The sequence below is a fragment of the Anaerococcus prevotii DSM 20548 genome (assembly GCF_000024105.1).
In the GTDB taxonomy this organism is placed as follows: Bacteria; Bacillota; Clostridia; order Tissierellales; family Peptoniphilaceae; genus Anaerococcus; species Anaerococcus prevotii.
In genome coordinates this window covers 277,795-292,397 of the sequence record NC_013171.1, presented here as the reverse complement: position 1 = coordinate 292,397, position 14,603 = coordinate 277,795, and the positions used below count along the sequence as shown (strand labels likewise).

At 35.9% G+C, this 14,603-nt stretch carries 15 protein-coding genes; 3 read left to right on the top strand and 12 right to left on the bottom strand.

Annotated features, from left to right (window positions below):
• Window positions 1-98 precede the first annotated feature (98 nt).
• Window positions 99-1,304 (bottom strand): arginine deiminase, encoded by a 1,206-nt coding sequence (locus tag APRE_RS01425; RefSeq protein ID WP_015777223.1) that lies wholly within the window; start codon window positions 1,302-1,304, stop codon window positions 99-101.
• A 211-nt stretch (window positions 1,305-1,515) separates the two neighbouring features.
• On the opposite strand from APRE_RS01425, the gene APRE_RS01420 reads away from it, so the two are divergent.
• Both APRE_RS01420 and APRE_RS01415 read left to right on the top strand, forming a co-directional pair.
• Window positions 1,516-2,646, top strand: coding sequence for a hypothetical protein (locus APRE_RS01420; protein WP_015777222.1), 1,131 nt, complete (start codon window positions 1,516-1,518; stop codon window positions 2,644-2,646).
• A gap of 178 nt (window positions 2,647-2,824) precedes the next feature.
• The gene (locus APRE_RS01415) at window positions 2,825-3,079 is read left to right on the top strand and encodes a hypothetical protein (protein ID WP_015777221.1); all 255 of its coding nucleotides are present in this window, start codon (window positions 2,825-2,827) and stop codon (window positions 3,077-3,079) included.
• Between the two features lie 47 nt (window positions 3,080-3,126).
• Here the strand turns inward: APRE_RS01415 and APRE_RS01410 are convergent, their stop codons facing one another.
• From APRE_RS01410 to APRE_RS01360, 11 genes are all read right to left on the bottom strand, one after another.
• Window positions 3,127-4,446, bottom strand: a complete 1,320-nt coding sequence (locus APRE_RS01410) for an ABC transporter substrate-binding protein (protein ID WP_015777220.1) — start codon at window positions 4,444-4,446, stop codon at window positions 3,127-3,129.
• A gap of 49 nt (window positions 4,447-4,495) precedes the next feature.
• On the bottom strand, window positions 4,496-5,314 hold the full coding sequence (locus tag APRE_RS01405) for a carbohydrate ABC transporter permease (RefSeq protein ID WP_015777219.1): 819 nt from the start codon (window positions 5,312-5,314) through the stop codon (window positions 4,496-4,498).
• Entirely contained in the window at window positions 5,314-6,195 is an 882-nt protein-coding gene (locus tag APRE_RS01400) for a carbohydrate ABC transporter permease (protein WP_015777218.1), read from the bottom strand. Before APRE_RS01400 ends, APRE_RS01405 begins: the two co-directional genes overlap by 1 nt.
• Complete coding sequence (locus APRE_RS01395; RefSeq protein WP_015777217.1) at window positions 6,195-7,265, bottom strand: ABC transporter ATP-binding protein; 1,071 nt, start codon at window positions 7,263-7,265, stop codon at window positions 6,195-6,197. Before APRE_RS01395 ends, APRE_RS01400 begins: the two co-directional genes overlap by 1 nt.
• Before the next feature lie 293 nt (window positions 7,266-7,558).
• The gene (locus tag APRE_RS01390; RefSeq protein WP_012803514.1) at window positions 7,559-8,782 is read right to left on the bottom strand and encodes an IS110 family RNA-guided transposase; all 1,224 of its coding nucleotides are present in this window, start codon (window positions 8,780-8,782) and stop codon (window positions 7,559-7,561) included.
• A gap of 234 nt (window positions 8,783-9,016) precedes the next feature.
• Window positions 9,017-9,196, bottom strand: coding sequence for a hypothetical protein (locus tag APRE_RS01385; protein ID WP_015777216.1), 180 nt, complete (start codon window positions 9,194-9,196; stop codon window positions 9,017-9,019).
• A 131-nt stretch (window positions 9,197-9,327) separates the two neighbouring features.
• Window positions 9,328-9,753 (bottom strand): SH3 domain-containing protein, encoded by a 426-nt coding sequence (locus APRE_RS01380; RefSeq protein WP_015777215.1) that lies wholly within the window; start codon window positions 9,751-9,753, stop codon window positions 9,328-9,330.
• Window positions 9,753-10,412: a CpsD/CapB family tyrosine-protein kinase gene (locus APRE_RS01375; RefSeq protein ID WP_015777214.1), complete on the bottom strand. Its 660-nt coding sequence runs from the start codon at window positions 10,410-10,412 to the stop codon at window positions 9,753-9,755. The genes APRE_RS01380 and APRE_RS01375 overlap by 1 nt, the downstream gene beginning before the upstream one ends.
• On the bottom strand, window positions 10,405-11,343 hold the full coding sequence (locus APRE_RS01370) for a YveK family protein (protein WP_015777213.1): 939 nt from the start codon (window positions 11,341-11,343) through the stop codon (window positions 10,405-10,407). Before APRE_RS01370 ends, APRE_RS01375 begins: the two co-directional genes overlap by 8 nt.
• Before the next feature lies 1 nt (window position 11,344).
• Window positions 11,345-12,124 (bottom strand): glycosyltransferase family A protein, encoded by a 780-nt coding sequence (locus APRE_RS01365; RefSeq protein WP_015777212.1) that lies wholly within the window; start codon window positions 12,122-12,124, stop codon window positions 11,345-11,347.
• Window position 12,125: 1 nt separating this feature from the next.
• Window positions 12,126-13,268 carry a glycosyltransferase gene (locus APRE_RS01360; RefSeq protein WP_015777211.1) on the bottom strand — a complete coding sequence of 381 codons (1,143 nt, stop codon included), beginning with the start codon at window positions 13,266-13,268 and terminating at the stop codon, window positions 12,126-12,128.
• Between the two features lie 136 nt (window positions 13,269-13,404).
• Here APRE_RS01360 and APRE_RS01355 point away from each other — a divergent pair, with 136 nt between their 5' ends.
• Window positions 13,405-14,583 (top strand): sodium/glutamate symporter, encoded by a 1,179-nt coding sequence (locus tag APRE_RS01355; RefSeq protein WP_015777210.1) that lies wholly within the window; start codon window positions 13,405-13,407, stop codon window positions 14,581-14,583.
• The last annotated feature ends 20 nt before the right edge of the window (window positions 14,584-14,603 follow it).

Below are 14,603 nucleotides of genomic sequence, written 5' to 3'. Positions count from 1 at the left end.
TAGTTGACCTTTCTTTCTATATCTTGATTATACTTTCCATATTATTGATTTTCAAATTAGTTTTTATTAATTTATATGTTTTTATTTTTAATTTATCTTTAGTCTTCTCTTACAAGTGGCATGGACATACATCTTGGTCCTCCCCTACCTACTGTTAGGGTTGATGAGTCAAGCTTTATTACTTCTATGCCATTTAGCTCAAGCATTTGATTAGTTACGGTATTTCTCTTATAAACAATTACCTTACCTGGAGCAATAGCTAGGGTATTTGATCCGTCTGTCCATTGTTCTCTAAGGGCTGCTATAGGATCTCCTCCCCCGCAAGGGAGAAGTTTTATTTCATCGAGCTTTAGAGAATCTTTTAAGAGGTCGTCTAAGGATTTTTCTATTATATCTTCTACGATCTTATCGTCTTTTTTGCTAAATTTAATAGCATGGAAGGTAGAAATTATTCCAGGATGGTAGGTGAAGGTGTCGTAATCGATTTGAGTAAAGACAGTATCTAAGTGCATGTAGGCTCTTTCATTAGGGATGTTTATTGCAATTATTTCTTCTATTTTAGATTCCTCATCAAATAAGATATTATGAGCTAGGTCCTTGATGGCAGCAAGCTGAGTCCTTTGGCTAATACCTATCATCAAGAGCTTCTCGTTGATATTTAATATATCTCCGCCTTCGATATGGTATTTCTTTCCCCTACCATAATAATTCTTAGTACCCTTGTAATCCTTGTGGTGGTTAAATATGTAGTCAGCATAGATAGTCTCTCTTGATCTTGTCACTGAATACATTGTGTTGATGGATACTCCCTTTCCTATTGTGGAGAAGGGATCTCTAGTAAAGTAAAGGTTTGGCATGGGATTTATAGCAGTGTATTTATAGTCAAATAAGACGTGGTCATTTTTGATTCCTAACTCATTTAGGGTAAGACCTGCCATAGTTTTTAGGACGAATTCTTTCTCGTCTTTGATAGAAGCTAAGAGCTTTCTCGCCTCACTAAGGACTAGGTCATCATCTATATCTGCCTCTTTTAGGTATTGGTCAAGGAATTTTTCTTTGAGGTCCTTACTATCTTTGAGAGTCTCTGCCATCAAGTCTTCAAGATAAACTACCTCTACTCCCTCATTTCTAAAAATTTGAGCAAATGCGTCGTGCTCTTCCTTGGCCTTGTCCAGGTCCGGTATGTCATCAAAGAGTAACTCGTCCAAGGCATTTGGTGTAAGATTTAGAAGTTCATCTCCAGGTCTGTGAACGAGGACCTTCTTGAGTTTGTTGATTTCGTTATTTACATTGATATTTTTCATAATTTCTCCTTAAATATCCTTAAAAAAAAGGCAGTTTCTTTCTCAAAAAACTACCTATAATCAATTAGCCCAGCCAACATCTTTAATTTTATATCTTAATTATACCAAATTTTATAGCAAAAGAAAAGCTTACCATTCCTTAAACTTGCAAACTTTATCGATTAAAATATAATATTAGTTAGGAATTTTTAATATATTAGGAGGGAAACTAATGAAAAAATTTAATATAGCATCTCTTATGCTTGCGACAGCTCTTGTCCTAAGCGCATGTGGAAACACAGCTGACAACGAAGCTGACAAGAAAGAAGATACTAAGGTAGAAGAATCTGCCGAAAACAAAGACGATAAGGCTACTGATAACAAAGAAGAAGCCGACAAGGAAGAAGAAAAGGTTGAAGAAGTTAAGCCAGAAAATGCTGAACAAGCTGAAGGCAATGTAATTCTTCACAGAGGATATCCAAAAAGCGAAGGAGCAAGATCCTTCCCACGTATAGTTGTTGCAACAAGCGGAGATAAGATTGTCGGCGTATCTATCGATGAATACCAATACGCTGGCGCTGATAAAGGATATGAGGCCGTAGCAAATTCTGATAAGGGATTTGGAGAAGGAACTGCTGAAGGTAAAGTCCTTATTTCAAAGATGGATAACGAAGAACAATACTCATCAGAAATGAAAGAAGCAGGATCTCCTACAAGTCTTAAGGAAACTTACGAAGGAATATCTCAGTTCGTAAAGGGTAAGACAATCGAAGAAGTTGAAACATTCCTAAAAGACAAGAGTGAAGACGAAATAATCGAGGCTGTAACAGGAGCAACATTTAAGTCAACTCCTGCCCTACTAAACTACGTAACTGCAGTTGCAAGAGATGACCAATTCGTATCAGTAGGACACGCAGAAAATCCAGAGGATATTACATTCAAGGCTATAACAGGAGCTCCTCACGGAGAAAAATCATTCGCTGACTGCGTCCTAGCTATGGAAGGCGACAAGATCATCGCAGCAAGCTTCGACGAATTCCAATACATGGAAGATGCTGAAGGAATTACAAATGCAGAAGATGACTTTACTCAAGGCTATGCTGACAGCAACAAAGTCCTAGTTTCTAAGCTTGAAAACAATGATAAGTATTCTGCTCTAATGACAGAAAAAGCTCAATCAACAGTTTCAATCAAGGACAACTTTGAAGCAATCGAAAAATTTATTTCTGGTAAGACTGCAGCAGAAATTGAAGAAGCTATAGCAGCAAAAAATGAAGACGGAACAATTGATTCTGTAACAGGAGCAACCCTAAAAGATACTGCAAACTACCTACAACTTATAGTAGATGCTGCAAAAAAATAAATCTATTAAGTCAAGGGCACACAAGCCTTTGGCTTTTTCTTTGCATAAGTTTACTTAAGGAATGTTTTTAATATTAAAATACTAGCCAAAAATTAAGGACTAGATCCTTATTGCCTTTTTACTTTATATAGATGATTAATTATCTTCAATTAGGATATAAGCTATATAGGAGGCTCTTATGAAATTTTCTGATGAAAACCTATATACCATGTCCGAAGCTAATTCTAATTTTTCGAAGATAAGGAGGGCGGCTGATCAAAATGGTTATGCTGCAATTATCAAAAATAGTAAGATATCTTATGTCCTACTCCCCTATGATAAGGTAAAGACGGAAGAAATTCTGAGGAATGAGGATATGGAAGAGGTTGCGAGAAGGCTTATTGAAAAGATAAAAGACGAATATAATATCCAGCTCAAACTAGATATTGAGTAATTTAAAACAGGCAAGATTCTTATTTCTCGCCTGTTTTTCTGTAATTTTTATTGAGCTTCAAAGTCTGCCTTAAATTGTGGCGCGAATGCTTCAAGCTCTGCCTTAACGTCTGCATTTGGATTTGAAAGGATGCTTTCAAGTAAACTTGCTACGTCATTGTAGGCTTGTTGGCTGCCTGGAGCAAGTGGTCTAGAGAATAGTTTTTCACTTGCCTTATCAAGAATTGGTGCGATTTTTGAATCAGATGATTTGTAAGTTTCATCTTCAACTGCAGATTTTCTTGCTGGCATGTAACCTGTAGCTATAGCAAATTCAACTTGTGAATCCTTGCTAGCTAAAAATTGCATGTATTTAAATGCTGCTTGTTTTTCTTCATCACTTGCCTTGTCAAACATGTAAATATTTGTACCTTGTTGGAAGGCTTCTTTTGCTGGGTAAGGAGCTGCAGCATATTCGAATTTATCGTTTAGAGCTTCTTTTACATATACTTCACCAGCGTTTGATCCTACAAATGAACCAACTTGTTCGTTTGCAAACGGACCAGATAAGTGTTGGTCTGTCCCTGCTATTCTAAAGTATCCTTCTTTGATACCTTCTAGATAATATTCAACAGCTTCGATAGATTCAGCTGAAGCAGGGTCTAGATTTTCATCAAATTCGATTCCCTTGTTTTTTAGATATGTTAGGTAGAAGTTTGATAGTGAATCAAATCCTGCCCCAGGGATTCCTTTTGCTTCGTAAATTTTCTTAGCATTTTCTTTTAGCTCTTCAAAACTTGTAGGCTCTTTTAGTCCTAGTTCATCATAAAGATTTTTGTTATACCAGAATACTTCTGTTGATTTGTTAAATGGTAGAGCTTCAATCTTGCCATCTTTTTCTAACTCATCTCTTACTCCTGGCAAGATATCATCATAATCATCCATGTCTTTTTTAACATAGTCTGTAAGATCTGCTATCATATTAGCGTCTTTGAATTGAAGCATCCAGTCAGGATAAGCTTGAGTTATTGTTGGAAGGTCTTTAGGTGATTGCATTGATGCAACGAGGATTTGGTTTAAGTCTCCGTATTTTCCTTGACCTTGAAGAGTAACCTTGATGTTTGGATTTTCTTCTTCAAACTTCTTGGTCAAATTTTCAAGAGCTTCTCCTTGACCTCCACCCATAGCGTGCCAGAATACTATTTCTGTTTGACCTCCTGCCTTATCTTCTTCTTTTCCTTCTTCCTTCTTGTCATCTTTAACTTGATCAGCACTTTCTTCTACCTTGCTGTCTGCCTTTTCTTCACTTGTGTTTTCATTAGATCCGCATGCTGTGAATACTCCTAGTGACAAAACTAGAGCCATTAACAACGATAATTTCTTTTTCATAAAATCTCCTTTGTTATATTTTCCTTCACTAATATTATATACCCTTTTTCTATCTTTTGATACCCCCGTAGGAAACACCGCTTAAGATTTGTTTTCTAAAGAGGAAATATAATATTAAAATTGGCATTATAGTAATAGTACTTGCTGCCATTTGAAGGTGAATTAACTGGCCTGCTTCAGTAGCGAAGGCTGATAGACCATTTGATATAAGTCGCATCTCTGTGGTATTTGTAACAAGGATTGGCCACAAGAAGGAGTTCCATCCTGTAATAAAGTTTAAGAGCCCTATGGTAAAGAGATTTGACTTGCTCATAGGAATCATTACTTTTCTAATAAACTCAAAGTCACTTGCCCCATCGACCTTAGCTGCCTTGTAGAAATCCATCGGAATAGATTTGAGAAATTCCTTTAGGTAAAAGATATAAAATACTGATGCCAAAAAAGGAATTATAAGGGCAGTATAAGTATCTATGAGTCCTAATCTTGCAATTGTTGAAAAGTTAGTAAAGATTATAATCTCAAAAGGAATCATTAGGAGCGATAGCATGAAGGCTTCTAGGAGTTTTTTGTATTTGAAATTACAAAAGTTTAGGGCAAAGGCCGCAAGGGTTGTAGTTATCAAAGTAACTATGGTATTGGTCAAAGATACAAAAACTGTATTTAGAAAATACCTCCCAAAAGGAGCAACCTTCATAGCCTCGACGTAATTTGAAAATATTGGCTTTTGTGGAAGAAGCTTAGGCGGAATGCTCGTTACTTCTTGAAAGCTCATTAGCGATGATGAAATCATATAAAGAAATGGAAATACTGTAATAATCGCCATGATTACAACAAAAATATATCCAATTATTCTTAAAACTTTTTGCATTATTTTGCCAACCTTTCTATTGCCTTCTTCTGTAAGAAAGTAAGTAAGAGGAGGAATAAGAATAAAATCACTCCTGCAGCCATAGCCTGACCGTATCTGTATTCCACATAGAACTTGTTGTAGATATAAAATACCGCAGTTACAAGTCTATTGCCGACACCTGCCCTGCCATTAAAGAGGGCAAAGATTGAATTGTAGACCTTAAAGGCTGTGATAAAACTTGTCAAAAACAAGAAGGTAATGATTGACTTAAGCTGTGGGAGGGTGATCTTCCTAAATTGCTCCCAGCTACTTGCTCCAAACATCTCAGCAACCTTGTAATAATTTTTATCAATTGACCTAAGACCTGCGAGTATTACTATAATATTAAAGGCCAAGGCGTTCCATACACCAAAAATTATAAGGGCTGTCATATTATAATCAGGATCATTTAGAAAGTCTATCGGTCCAAGACCAACAAATCCTAGGACATAATTGATAAAACCGTATTGGCCGTGGAATAAATATCTAAACACAATACCTATAGCTATAACGCTGGTTAGGTAAGGGATAAAGAACAAGGTCTCGAAGAACTTACCTCCCTTGATATTGGTATTTAGGACTAGGGCTATAAGCATAGATATAATTATTGATAAGGGAACAACTGTTACCGCATATATTAAGGTGTTTATCATAGCCCTCTTAAATAGAGGGTCTTTTAATACAATCGGAAAATTTGAAAGGCCTACAAAGCTAGGTGCGAGTATGTTGTTATTTTGCATACTCATCACAAAGGTCCTAAACAAAGGATAGACAGAAAATACAAGGATAGATACAAGGGCTGGGGCCAGATATAGCCAAGCCTTGTTGTTTTTTTCTGCAGAATACTTAAGCTTTTTCATTAGTAAACCCTACTTCCGTCTTCTTCAAAAATATAAATTGATGGATAGTCTATATAAATTCCTATCTCATCGCCTGCTTTAATCTTAAGCTTGCTATCTACTATCATCTTAGAAGATACATCGTCTAAGTCGAAGTGAAGGATCATATATCTTCCAATCATCTCTATAGAATCAACCTTCACCCTGATATCACTCTCATTATCAAGGATGAAGTGCTCTGGCCTAATGCCTACTAGGTAATCTCCATCCTTTAACTCTTTTTTAAATCTTTCTTTCTCGAAATCCTCTAGCTTAAGCTTTAGATCTGACGAAATTAGGTCATCACCCTTCTTTTCAAATTCAAAAATATTTATAATAGGATTTCCTATAAATTTCGCAACAAAGAGATTTGCTGGATCAAGGTAGAGATTTTGTGGCTTGTCGTATTGTTGGATAACTCCCTTGTCCATCAAGGCTATGTAATCAGATATGGAAAGAGCCTCTTCCTGGTCGTGAGTTACAAAAATCGTAGTTACTCCAACTTCCTTTACTATATTTCTAATCTCTTCTCTGATAGATAATCTAAGTCTAGCATCTAGGTTACTTAAAGGCTCATCTAGGAGAAGGGTCTTTGGATTTTGGATAAGGGCACGGGCTATGGCGACTCTTTGTTGTTGGCCACCAGAGATTTGTCCTGGCTTTTTATCCTTTATCTCTCCAATATAGGCAAGATCCATGTATTTTTGGGCAATCTTGATCGCTTCTTGCTTTTTTACTTTCTTATCTCCAACTGTAAGTGGAAAGATAATATTTTCTAGGACTGTCATGTGAGGATAGAGGGCGTAGTTTTGGAAAACCATGCCGATATCACGGTCCTTGGGGTGTTTGTTTATTACGCTTTCTCCATCAAACTTGATATCTCCCTTTGTCGGATCAAGGATGCCCGCTATTATGTTTAGTATAGTAGACTTACCGCAACCAGAAGGACCTAGGAGAGTAACCAAGGCTCCATCTTCTATATCTAAGTTGATAGACTTTAAGGCCTCGTAACCATTTTCATAAACTTTGTTCAGATTTTCAATATTAATCATAATACCTCTTTAATACTTATTCTAAGGGAAAGGTCAACAAGATTACAAGCATAGCGAGCATCAGCCCTATACCTATTAGGGTGAACCAGTCTTCTTGTTTCTTTAGGGCCAGAATTACCAGGGCTATCGATAAGAAAAATAGGAATAGGTAAATCTGTATAAAAACCTGCTAACAAAAGTCAAGGAGAAAATCGAATTAATTTTACTTTTCTACTTGTTATTTAGAGTTTAAATTTAAGCACAACAAATAAGCCGCTTACAATCGGCTTGTTTTAACTATAGCAATGTTAATTCTAGGCTACTTTTAATAACTTCTTTTCTTGTTTTGATGCCATAACTTTTGCATAGTAGGTTCTTAAGAATTTATTTAATCCTGCAAATTTACAAATCTTCTTAGCCTTTCCATCTTTTTCTTTTTTTACCATATACAGATATATATCATTTTCAGTATCTTTTGCACTCATCATGCATTTCATAGCTTGATAACCTACTTTTCTTAGTATTGCATTGCCTCTTTTTGTTATTTTTCTCTGATCCGCTTTGAAGTTACCTGACTCATATGGTGGTGAATCTATTCCTACAAATGATATTAAACTTTTTTTGTTTTTAAATTTTGATAAGTCTCCAAATTCTGCTGTAATTTGCACTGCTAATTTATCTGATATTCCTGAGAATTTCTTTGCTTCTTGATATTCTTCTAAGGGCTCGGAAATTTCTATCATTTGTGATAAAATAGTATGTAGAATTTGATTTATATGTTTTATCAATTCTATCCCTTCTTGTATGCTAGTCTTTATATATGAGCTATTAGAAGGTTGAATTGAGATACTTTCCTCTGCGAGCTTGTATATGGATTTAGCTTTATCAGCATTAGGATGGTATCTCTTTTCTTTTGCCCAGTTTTTAAAATCTTCTATGAATTTTTCTTCTGGTTTTTCTAATACTAGGTCTTTGTGCCACCATATTTCTAAGAAGTCTAATAGTTTATCTTTTGAAAAGTCTCCTGAAGCATGTGGTATTAATTTCTTTATTCCTGGAAATGTTTGACTTATTGTTTGATCTATGAAGTTCATTTGATTGATTCTTAAGTCCATGTAGTGCTGATAGGATCTGTTTAATTCTTTTAGAATTCTGAAACTTTCTGAATCTACTTTATATTCTTGTAATTCTTTCCAGTACATCAAGCCATATTCTGCTATTTGTATGGCATCTATGTTATCATTTTTTGCTTTTCTAAAGTTAAGTACTCTACAAAACTGTTTCATTTTCAAAGGGTTTACTACACTTACAAAATATTCTTTATCTTTTAATTCATAGAGGATTGGAAGATGATATTTACCTGTTGCTTCCATGATTATTTTTACTTCTTCATTTAACGTATCTAGTTTCTTTAAAAATTCTTCTACTTTTGTTTTGTTAAGATGAACATCAAAAGGCTTCCAAATGATTTTGCTACCTTGTTCTAGTGCACAGACTGTAAACTTTTCTTTTGCTATATCTATTCCTATAGATATCATTTTATTACCTTCTTTCTTTTGATTTGTAGTTTCTACCTGCACCATTACACTCATTTTAGCTCGTGACACGGACGTTTTGCCCAACCTGCTTAATCGAATATGAATAATGAAGAGGTAGTTGACAGTTTTTATGACGGATATTCTAACCCTAAAACCCCCTCGTCATACTACATCTTCATTATACAAAAATAGTGCAAGATAGAAATAATTTTCTTTCTTACACTATTTATGGTACTAAATTCCCTCGTCGAATTTTTTGTAAACTAACATCATTATCACTACAGCCGAAAGCAAAAGTATAACCGAAATAATAATCTTGCTCTTCTTATTTTCCATAATTGAATTAAGAAAGCTTATAGCAGCAATTACCATAAGCAAGGGCCATAATAGATAATCGAAAAATAAATTTATCATAATACCTCTCGCTACAATTATATCATATATGAAATTATATTCGATAGGATTTAACTATATTTTAATTAATAATTCTCGAATTCTACAAAAAAATACCAAGCAAAAGCCTAAACTCTTGCCTGGTACCTTAATTATTCTACTGGCTTTAACAAGTCAGACTTGATATAACCTGCCTGACCATTTACTGATACTCTTGACCAGCCGTCCTTTTCTAGGAGAACTAAGATCTCATCTCCAGGATGAGCCTCGCCTACTATCTCGGAATCTGTCGTTGGATCAAGTCTTATATTTACAATATCTTCTACTTGATAGTCTACTCCAGCCATCACATCAGACTTTTCATCTTCTTTTGTTTCATCTTTTGGAGCCTCGCCCTGATCATTTACTTCAGTATTCTCTTCTTGAGTATCTTCTTCTCTATTTGTATCTTCAGCCTTTTGACTAACCTGGCTTTCTTCATTTGCATCTGGATGACGCTTAGATTGGTAAGTGTCATTAGCACATGAAGCCATACCAAGGCTTAGAGCTAATATCATAAGTACTTTAATCTTTTTCATTAATCTTCTCCAAACATTTCTCTAACTTCAGCTTCGCTGTAGATGTAGTTGGTTAGAACTATACCTAGGATTTCTGCATTTACATTCTCAAGTTGTTTTATAGATTCCTTGTAGATATCATTATCCTTGTTGGCAAAGGTAGTAAATACTAGGACCTTATCGCAAAGAGCAAGGAACATATTGGCTTCTGGTATATCCTTGTTTGCAGTTGTATTTACGAAGATATAATCAAATGAATCTCTTAGGCTTTCTATGAAGTTTTTGATGTCGGATGGTTCTAGGAACTCATCTGCATAATCAGAAACCTTGCCCGAATACATTAGGTAGATATTATCGAACTTTTCATCGAACTTGATAAGGTCGTCTTTTGGATAATCTCCAAGGACTCCATCGATAAAGCCTCTTTCCTCATGCTTGTCAGTCAAATCTTCAAGGGCAGGCTCCCTTAGATTGGCATCGATTATTAAGATCCTATCTCCTTCTTCAGCCAGATGCTTGGCCATTATATAAATATTTAGGGCCTGGTCGGTGTGGTTTGTAGTAGATGTAAATCCTATAAGCTTATCGTCATTGTCGAGATTTTTTATTAGCTTATCTTCAAGATCGTAAAAGGCTTGAAGAGCTATTTCTTTTTTCTCTTCGTCTTTTTTCCTAAACATCTAATTCTCCTTTACTGTATGGGGCAAGCTTACCAATTATTGGATAGTCCTTGTTTGTAGTATCCTTATTAGACCTATTTTGTTTATTGATTCCATAAAGGATCTCGTCTTGGTCTATTATCGTAGTTTCACCGAAATCTTCTTCATCGACATTTATTGGATCAATTTTTTGTGTGCCTGTAAAATCCCTATCATCATCGTTGTCATTATCGTCATCATTATAGGCGTAGGATGAGTAGTCCTCTTCCTTCTTAAAGCTTACTCTTCCGTCTTTTACTTCTCTTTTGGAATCAGAAGTGATTTTCCCATAATCATCTTCATAAGTTTCGTAATCTTCAAGGTCTTCTTCAAGCTCTTCTACTTTTTGCGCCTTGGCTAATAGGACCTTGTTATTAAAGGAGTTAACCCTAATCATTCCAATAAGAGTCGCTATGACAAATACTCCAAGTCCTACAATAGATGCGTAAGTTTTGCCATTGTTTACCCTGCCTGCAGATTGGTAGGAGTATTCCATAACTTTGGCATCTGTTCCGTAAATATTTCCTATAACTCTAACAGCAAGGTCTGCGTATTCATCCGCTATGTCTTCTGCCCTTAGCTTATTAGTATCTGTAACTACAATATCTACTACAGATGAGCCTTCTATAGGCTCTATGCTAAGTTTTGCATCGAGCACTCCCAAAGACATATCTATTCCTAGGTTGTCGAGTACTGTCTTTTTAATCTTATTTGAGTTAATAGTAGCCGCGTAGGTACTTGCATCTCCTGCATTCTCATTTACATTCTCAATATCTGTAGTTATAATCTTACTTTTTGCCCTATATTCATTAAAACCTGAATAGCTTAGGGCGAAGTAGAAGATAACTGCTGCTAGTATTCCACAGATTAGTCCTGCTGGAATTGCACTAAATAGCGATCTTTTTTCTTTCATTTTAACCTCCAAAATCCTTAGCGCCTTCAATCATCAACTGTCTTGCTTTTCTTATGCCTAATTCTCCTACCTTATCAGGATAGTTTCTAACAAAATATTCTATATAAAACCTATACATCTTAGGAAAAAGTGCCCTGGAAAGTTTTCCCTTATCATAGAAGAACTTCTCGTCAAATCCTGTAAACCAAGTTGAATCGTCATTGTAGATTTTCGCTATAAGTTTAGTAGAAGTCCTCACTCTTAGCTTATTTCTAATGCAATCTGCAATAAATATCGAATCTTCACCAGATCCATTTCCCGTACCTGCTCCAAAATATGTGGACAATAGTATATTTTTCTCAAGGATCTTCTCTCGCTTAAAGGCGAAATGAACTGATCCATATCTTAAAGCATTGTAAATCTTTAGGTCTTTTTCTTCCTTGACCTTGATAGTCTCAGCCCCATCCTTATAAATTATGGTCTTCATCACAAAAAAGTCCACATCAGGATGTTCGATAAAGGCTTCCTTGATTTTTCTCTCATAATCATCTTCTAAGACTTCATCGTCATCACAAAATAGGACGACATCTGCCCTAGAATTTAAAATAGCGAGATTTCTCGACCTACCAAGGCCTCTCGTATCGGTCGATATCATCCTTACCTTAAAGCCATCTTCCTCGACTTCCTCGTAGGAATTATGGTCTGTTTGGTTTATAATTAGGCAGTCCGTACTTAAGTTAAATCTCTTATAAAAACTAATATCGCATACATTCATAGCAGAAATTAAAACTTCTATATTCATACTACCTCGTACTTTCTGCCTTTTCCCAAGTTGCCTTACTCTTACCTGTAAGCTCGTTTTTTGCTCCGAGTATTTGGGCAAGCATCATCATAGAATAATATCTTGGAAAATAGACGATCTTATTTTTTGCCTTGCTTACTTGACCCAAAATGGCAAGAATTAGAAAAGCAACTTGGCCTAGAAGGATTAGCTTGTAGATAAATCCTTGTCTAATAAGAAATATATTACTTATAAATAATACTATATGAAAGAAAGCCTGCAAGAATCTTAAGGTCTTATGGTTAAAGTGGAAGAAAGAAAACCAACCGTATTTGAAAATGTTTAGCCTTCTTAGATTGGTTCTAATATTCGTAAGAATCCTTCTTTGCATCCTGACCTTTCTCTTAAACTCATCGCTTGTAGTAGATCCGGCCTTCTCAAAAGCTAGGGCATCCTCATTATAAAGGGCCCTCTTACCGTTAAGGCCTGCGTGAAGGGGCATCTCGTAATCGTGAGAGCTTACTAGATCGTAATTCCTATAGTCCTTCTTCCTACAAGCATAAATCGCTCCATTTCCTGCAGCTATGGTTTTAATATTGGACTCGATTTTTCTCATAGTAAGTTCCATATTCCAATAGGTATTTTCCGCTACAACCGAAGCCGTCTCATCTTCTTTGTAGATAAGAGACCCGCAGACATATTCTATATCATCTGAAGTAAAATAGGAAACAAGCTCACTTATGGCATCTTCCTTAAAGATCGAATTTGCATCAGAAAAGACTAAAATCTCTCCCTCGGCGACCTCTACCGCCTCGTCCTGGGCGTTGGTCTTGCCCAAATGATTTCTTACAGTATTTACTCTAATGTCAAAGTCCGGATGACTTTTTATAAAATTTTCACTAAGCTCCACCGTCCTGTCATTTGAGGCATCATTTGCAATAATAACTTCAAAGTCTGGATAGTCAGTTTTTATAATATTATTGAGCTTCTTCTCAATGACTTTCTCCTCATTATAAGCTGATATGATAACCGAAACCTTGGGCTTGTATGTGTAATCTTTTATATTTTTTCTTTTTATAATTTTGTCTAATAACAAAAGTGTCAATGGGTAGCCTATCATGGGATAAAATATCGCAAAGGCCGACACCCAAAATATTATCTTCATAAGCACTCTCCTTAGCTTATTATATAACATTCATTATACTGTAAGCAAATTAAGATTGCTCTTTTTCAAGCTTTTTTTGTAAGAACTTGTAAAAATTATCACTAGGGATAAACTAATAAATAAGAAAGGATACATAATGACAATAGAATTAGACATAATACAGACTCTAGGAATTGGGATGATTGCCTACATTATCGGAGTCTTAATTAAAAACAAATTTGAATTTTTTAGGAAATTTTTCATTCCATCTCCTGTAATAGGAGGTCTTATTATTAGCCTTGTGATATTTATAATCAAGGAAAGGGCCAAGATCGATTTTAAATTCGATGGAACTCTCCAAGACTTCTTTATGAATATCTTTTTTGCATCCATAGGCCTCGCCGCATCCTTTAAGAGTTTGAAAAAGGCGGGGATAATCGGCCTTAAGCTTGCAATCGTAATAATTATCCTCCTACCCTTACAAAATGTAATCTCTGTAGGAATTTCCCTCATCCTTGGCATAAATCCCCTCCACGGTGTGGCTATGGGATCTACTTCAATGACTGGAGGAATAGGATCTGCCATATCTTTTGGAAAAATCATGGAAGCTAAGGGAGCAGTGGGAAGCACCTCCATAGGAGTAGCAGCGGCGACCTTCGGACTTTTGGTTGGAAGCCTTGTTGGAGGACCTGTCGCAAAAAGACTCATCAAGACCCATTCACTTAGGTCAAAGGGCGCCTTGTACGAATCAAAAGATAACAATATTAGAAGAATAATAAATCAATCTTCCTTGATGAAGGCCATAATACTGGTAAGTCTGTCAGCCTTCTTGGGAACTTTTATAAACAAAATCCTTGCCCTAACTTCCCTAAGCTTTCCCTACTATGTAGGCTGCCAATTCGGAGGCCTTGTCGTAAGAAATATCTACGACCTACTAGGAAAAGACGTGGACCTTACTAATGTAAATATAGTAGGAAATATTTCCCTCAACCTCTTCCTATCTCTTGCCTTAATCAACTTGAATATTTCGGCAATAATAGGCCTTGCAGGACCTATGTTTGTAATCCTAATCTCCCAAGCGATTTTTATAGGAATCTATACAAGTCTTGTAACCTACAGATTTTGTGGCAAAGACTATGATGCTGCAGTAATGGCAGCTGGTCATTGCGGAGTAGGCCTCGGCCAGACACCAAACGCCATGGCAAATATGGAAGCAGTCATAGAGGAAAAGGGGCCAGCAGATGTTGCCATGTTCGTATTTCCGATAGTATTAGCAGTTGCAGTAAATCTCTTCAACCCTCTAGTCATTACATTTTTTATAGATTTATTGGCATAGGAAAGGCGGTCGACAAGACC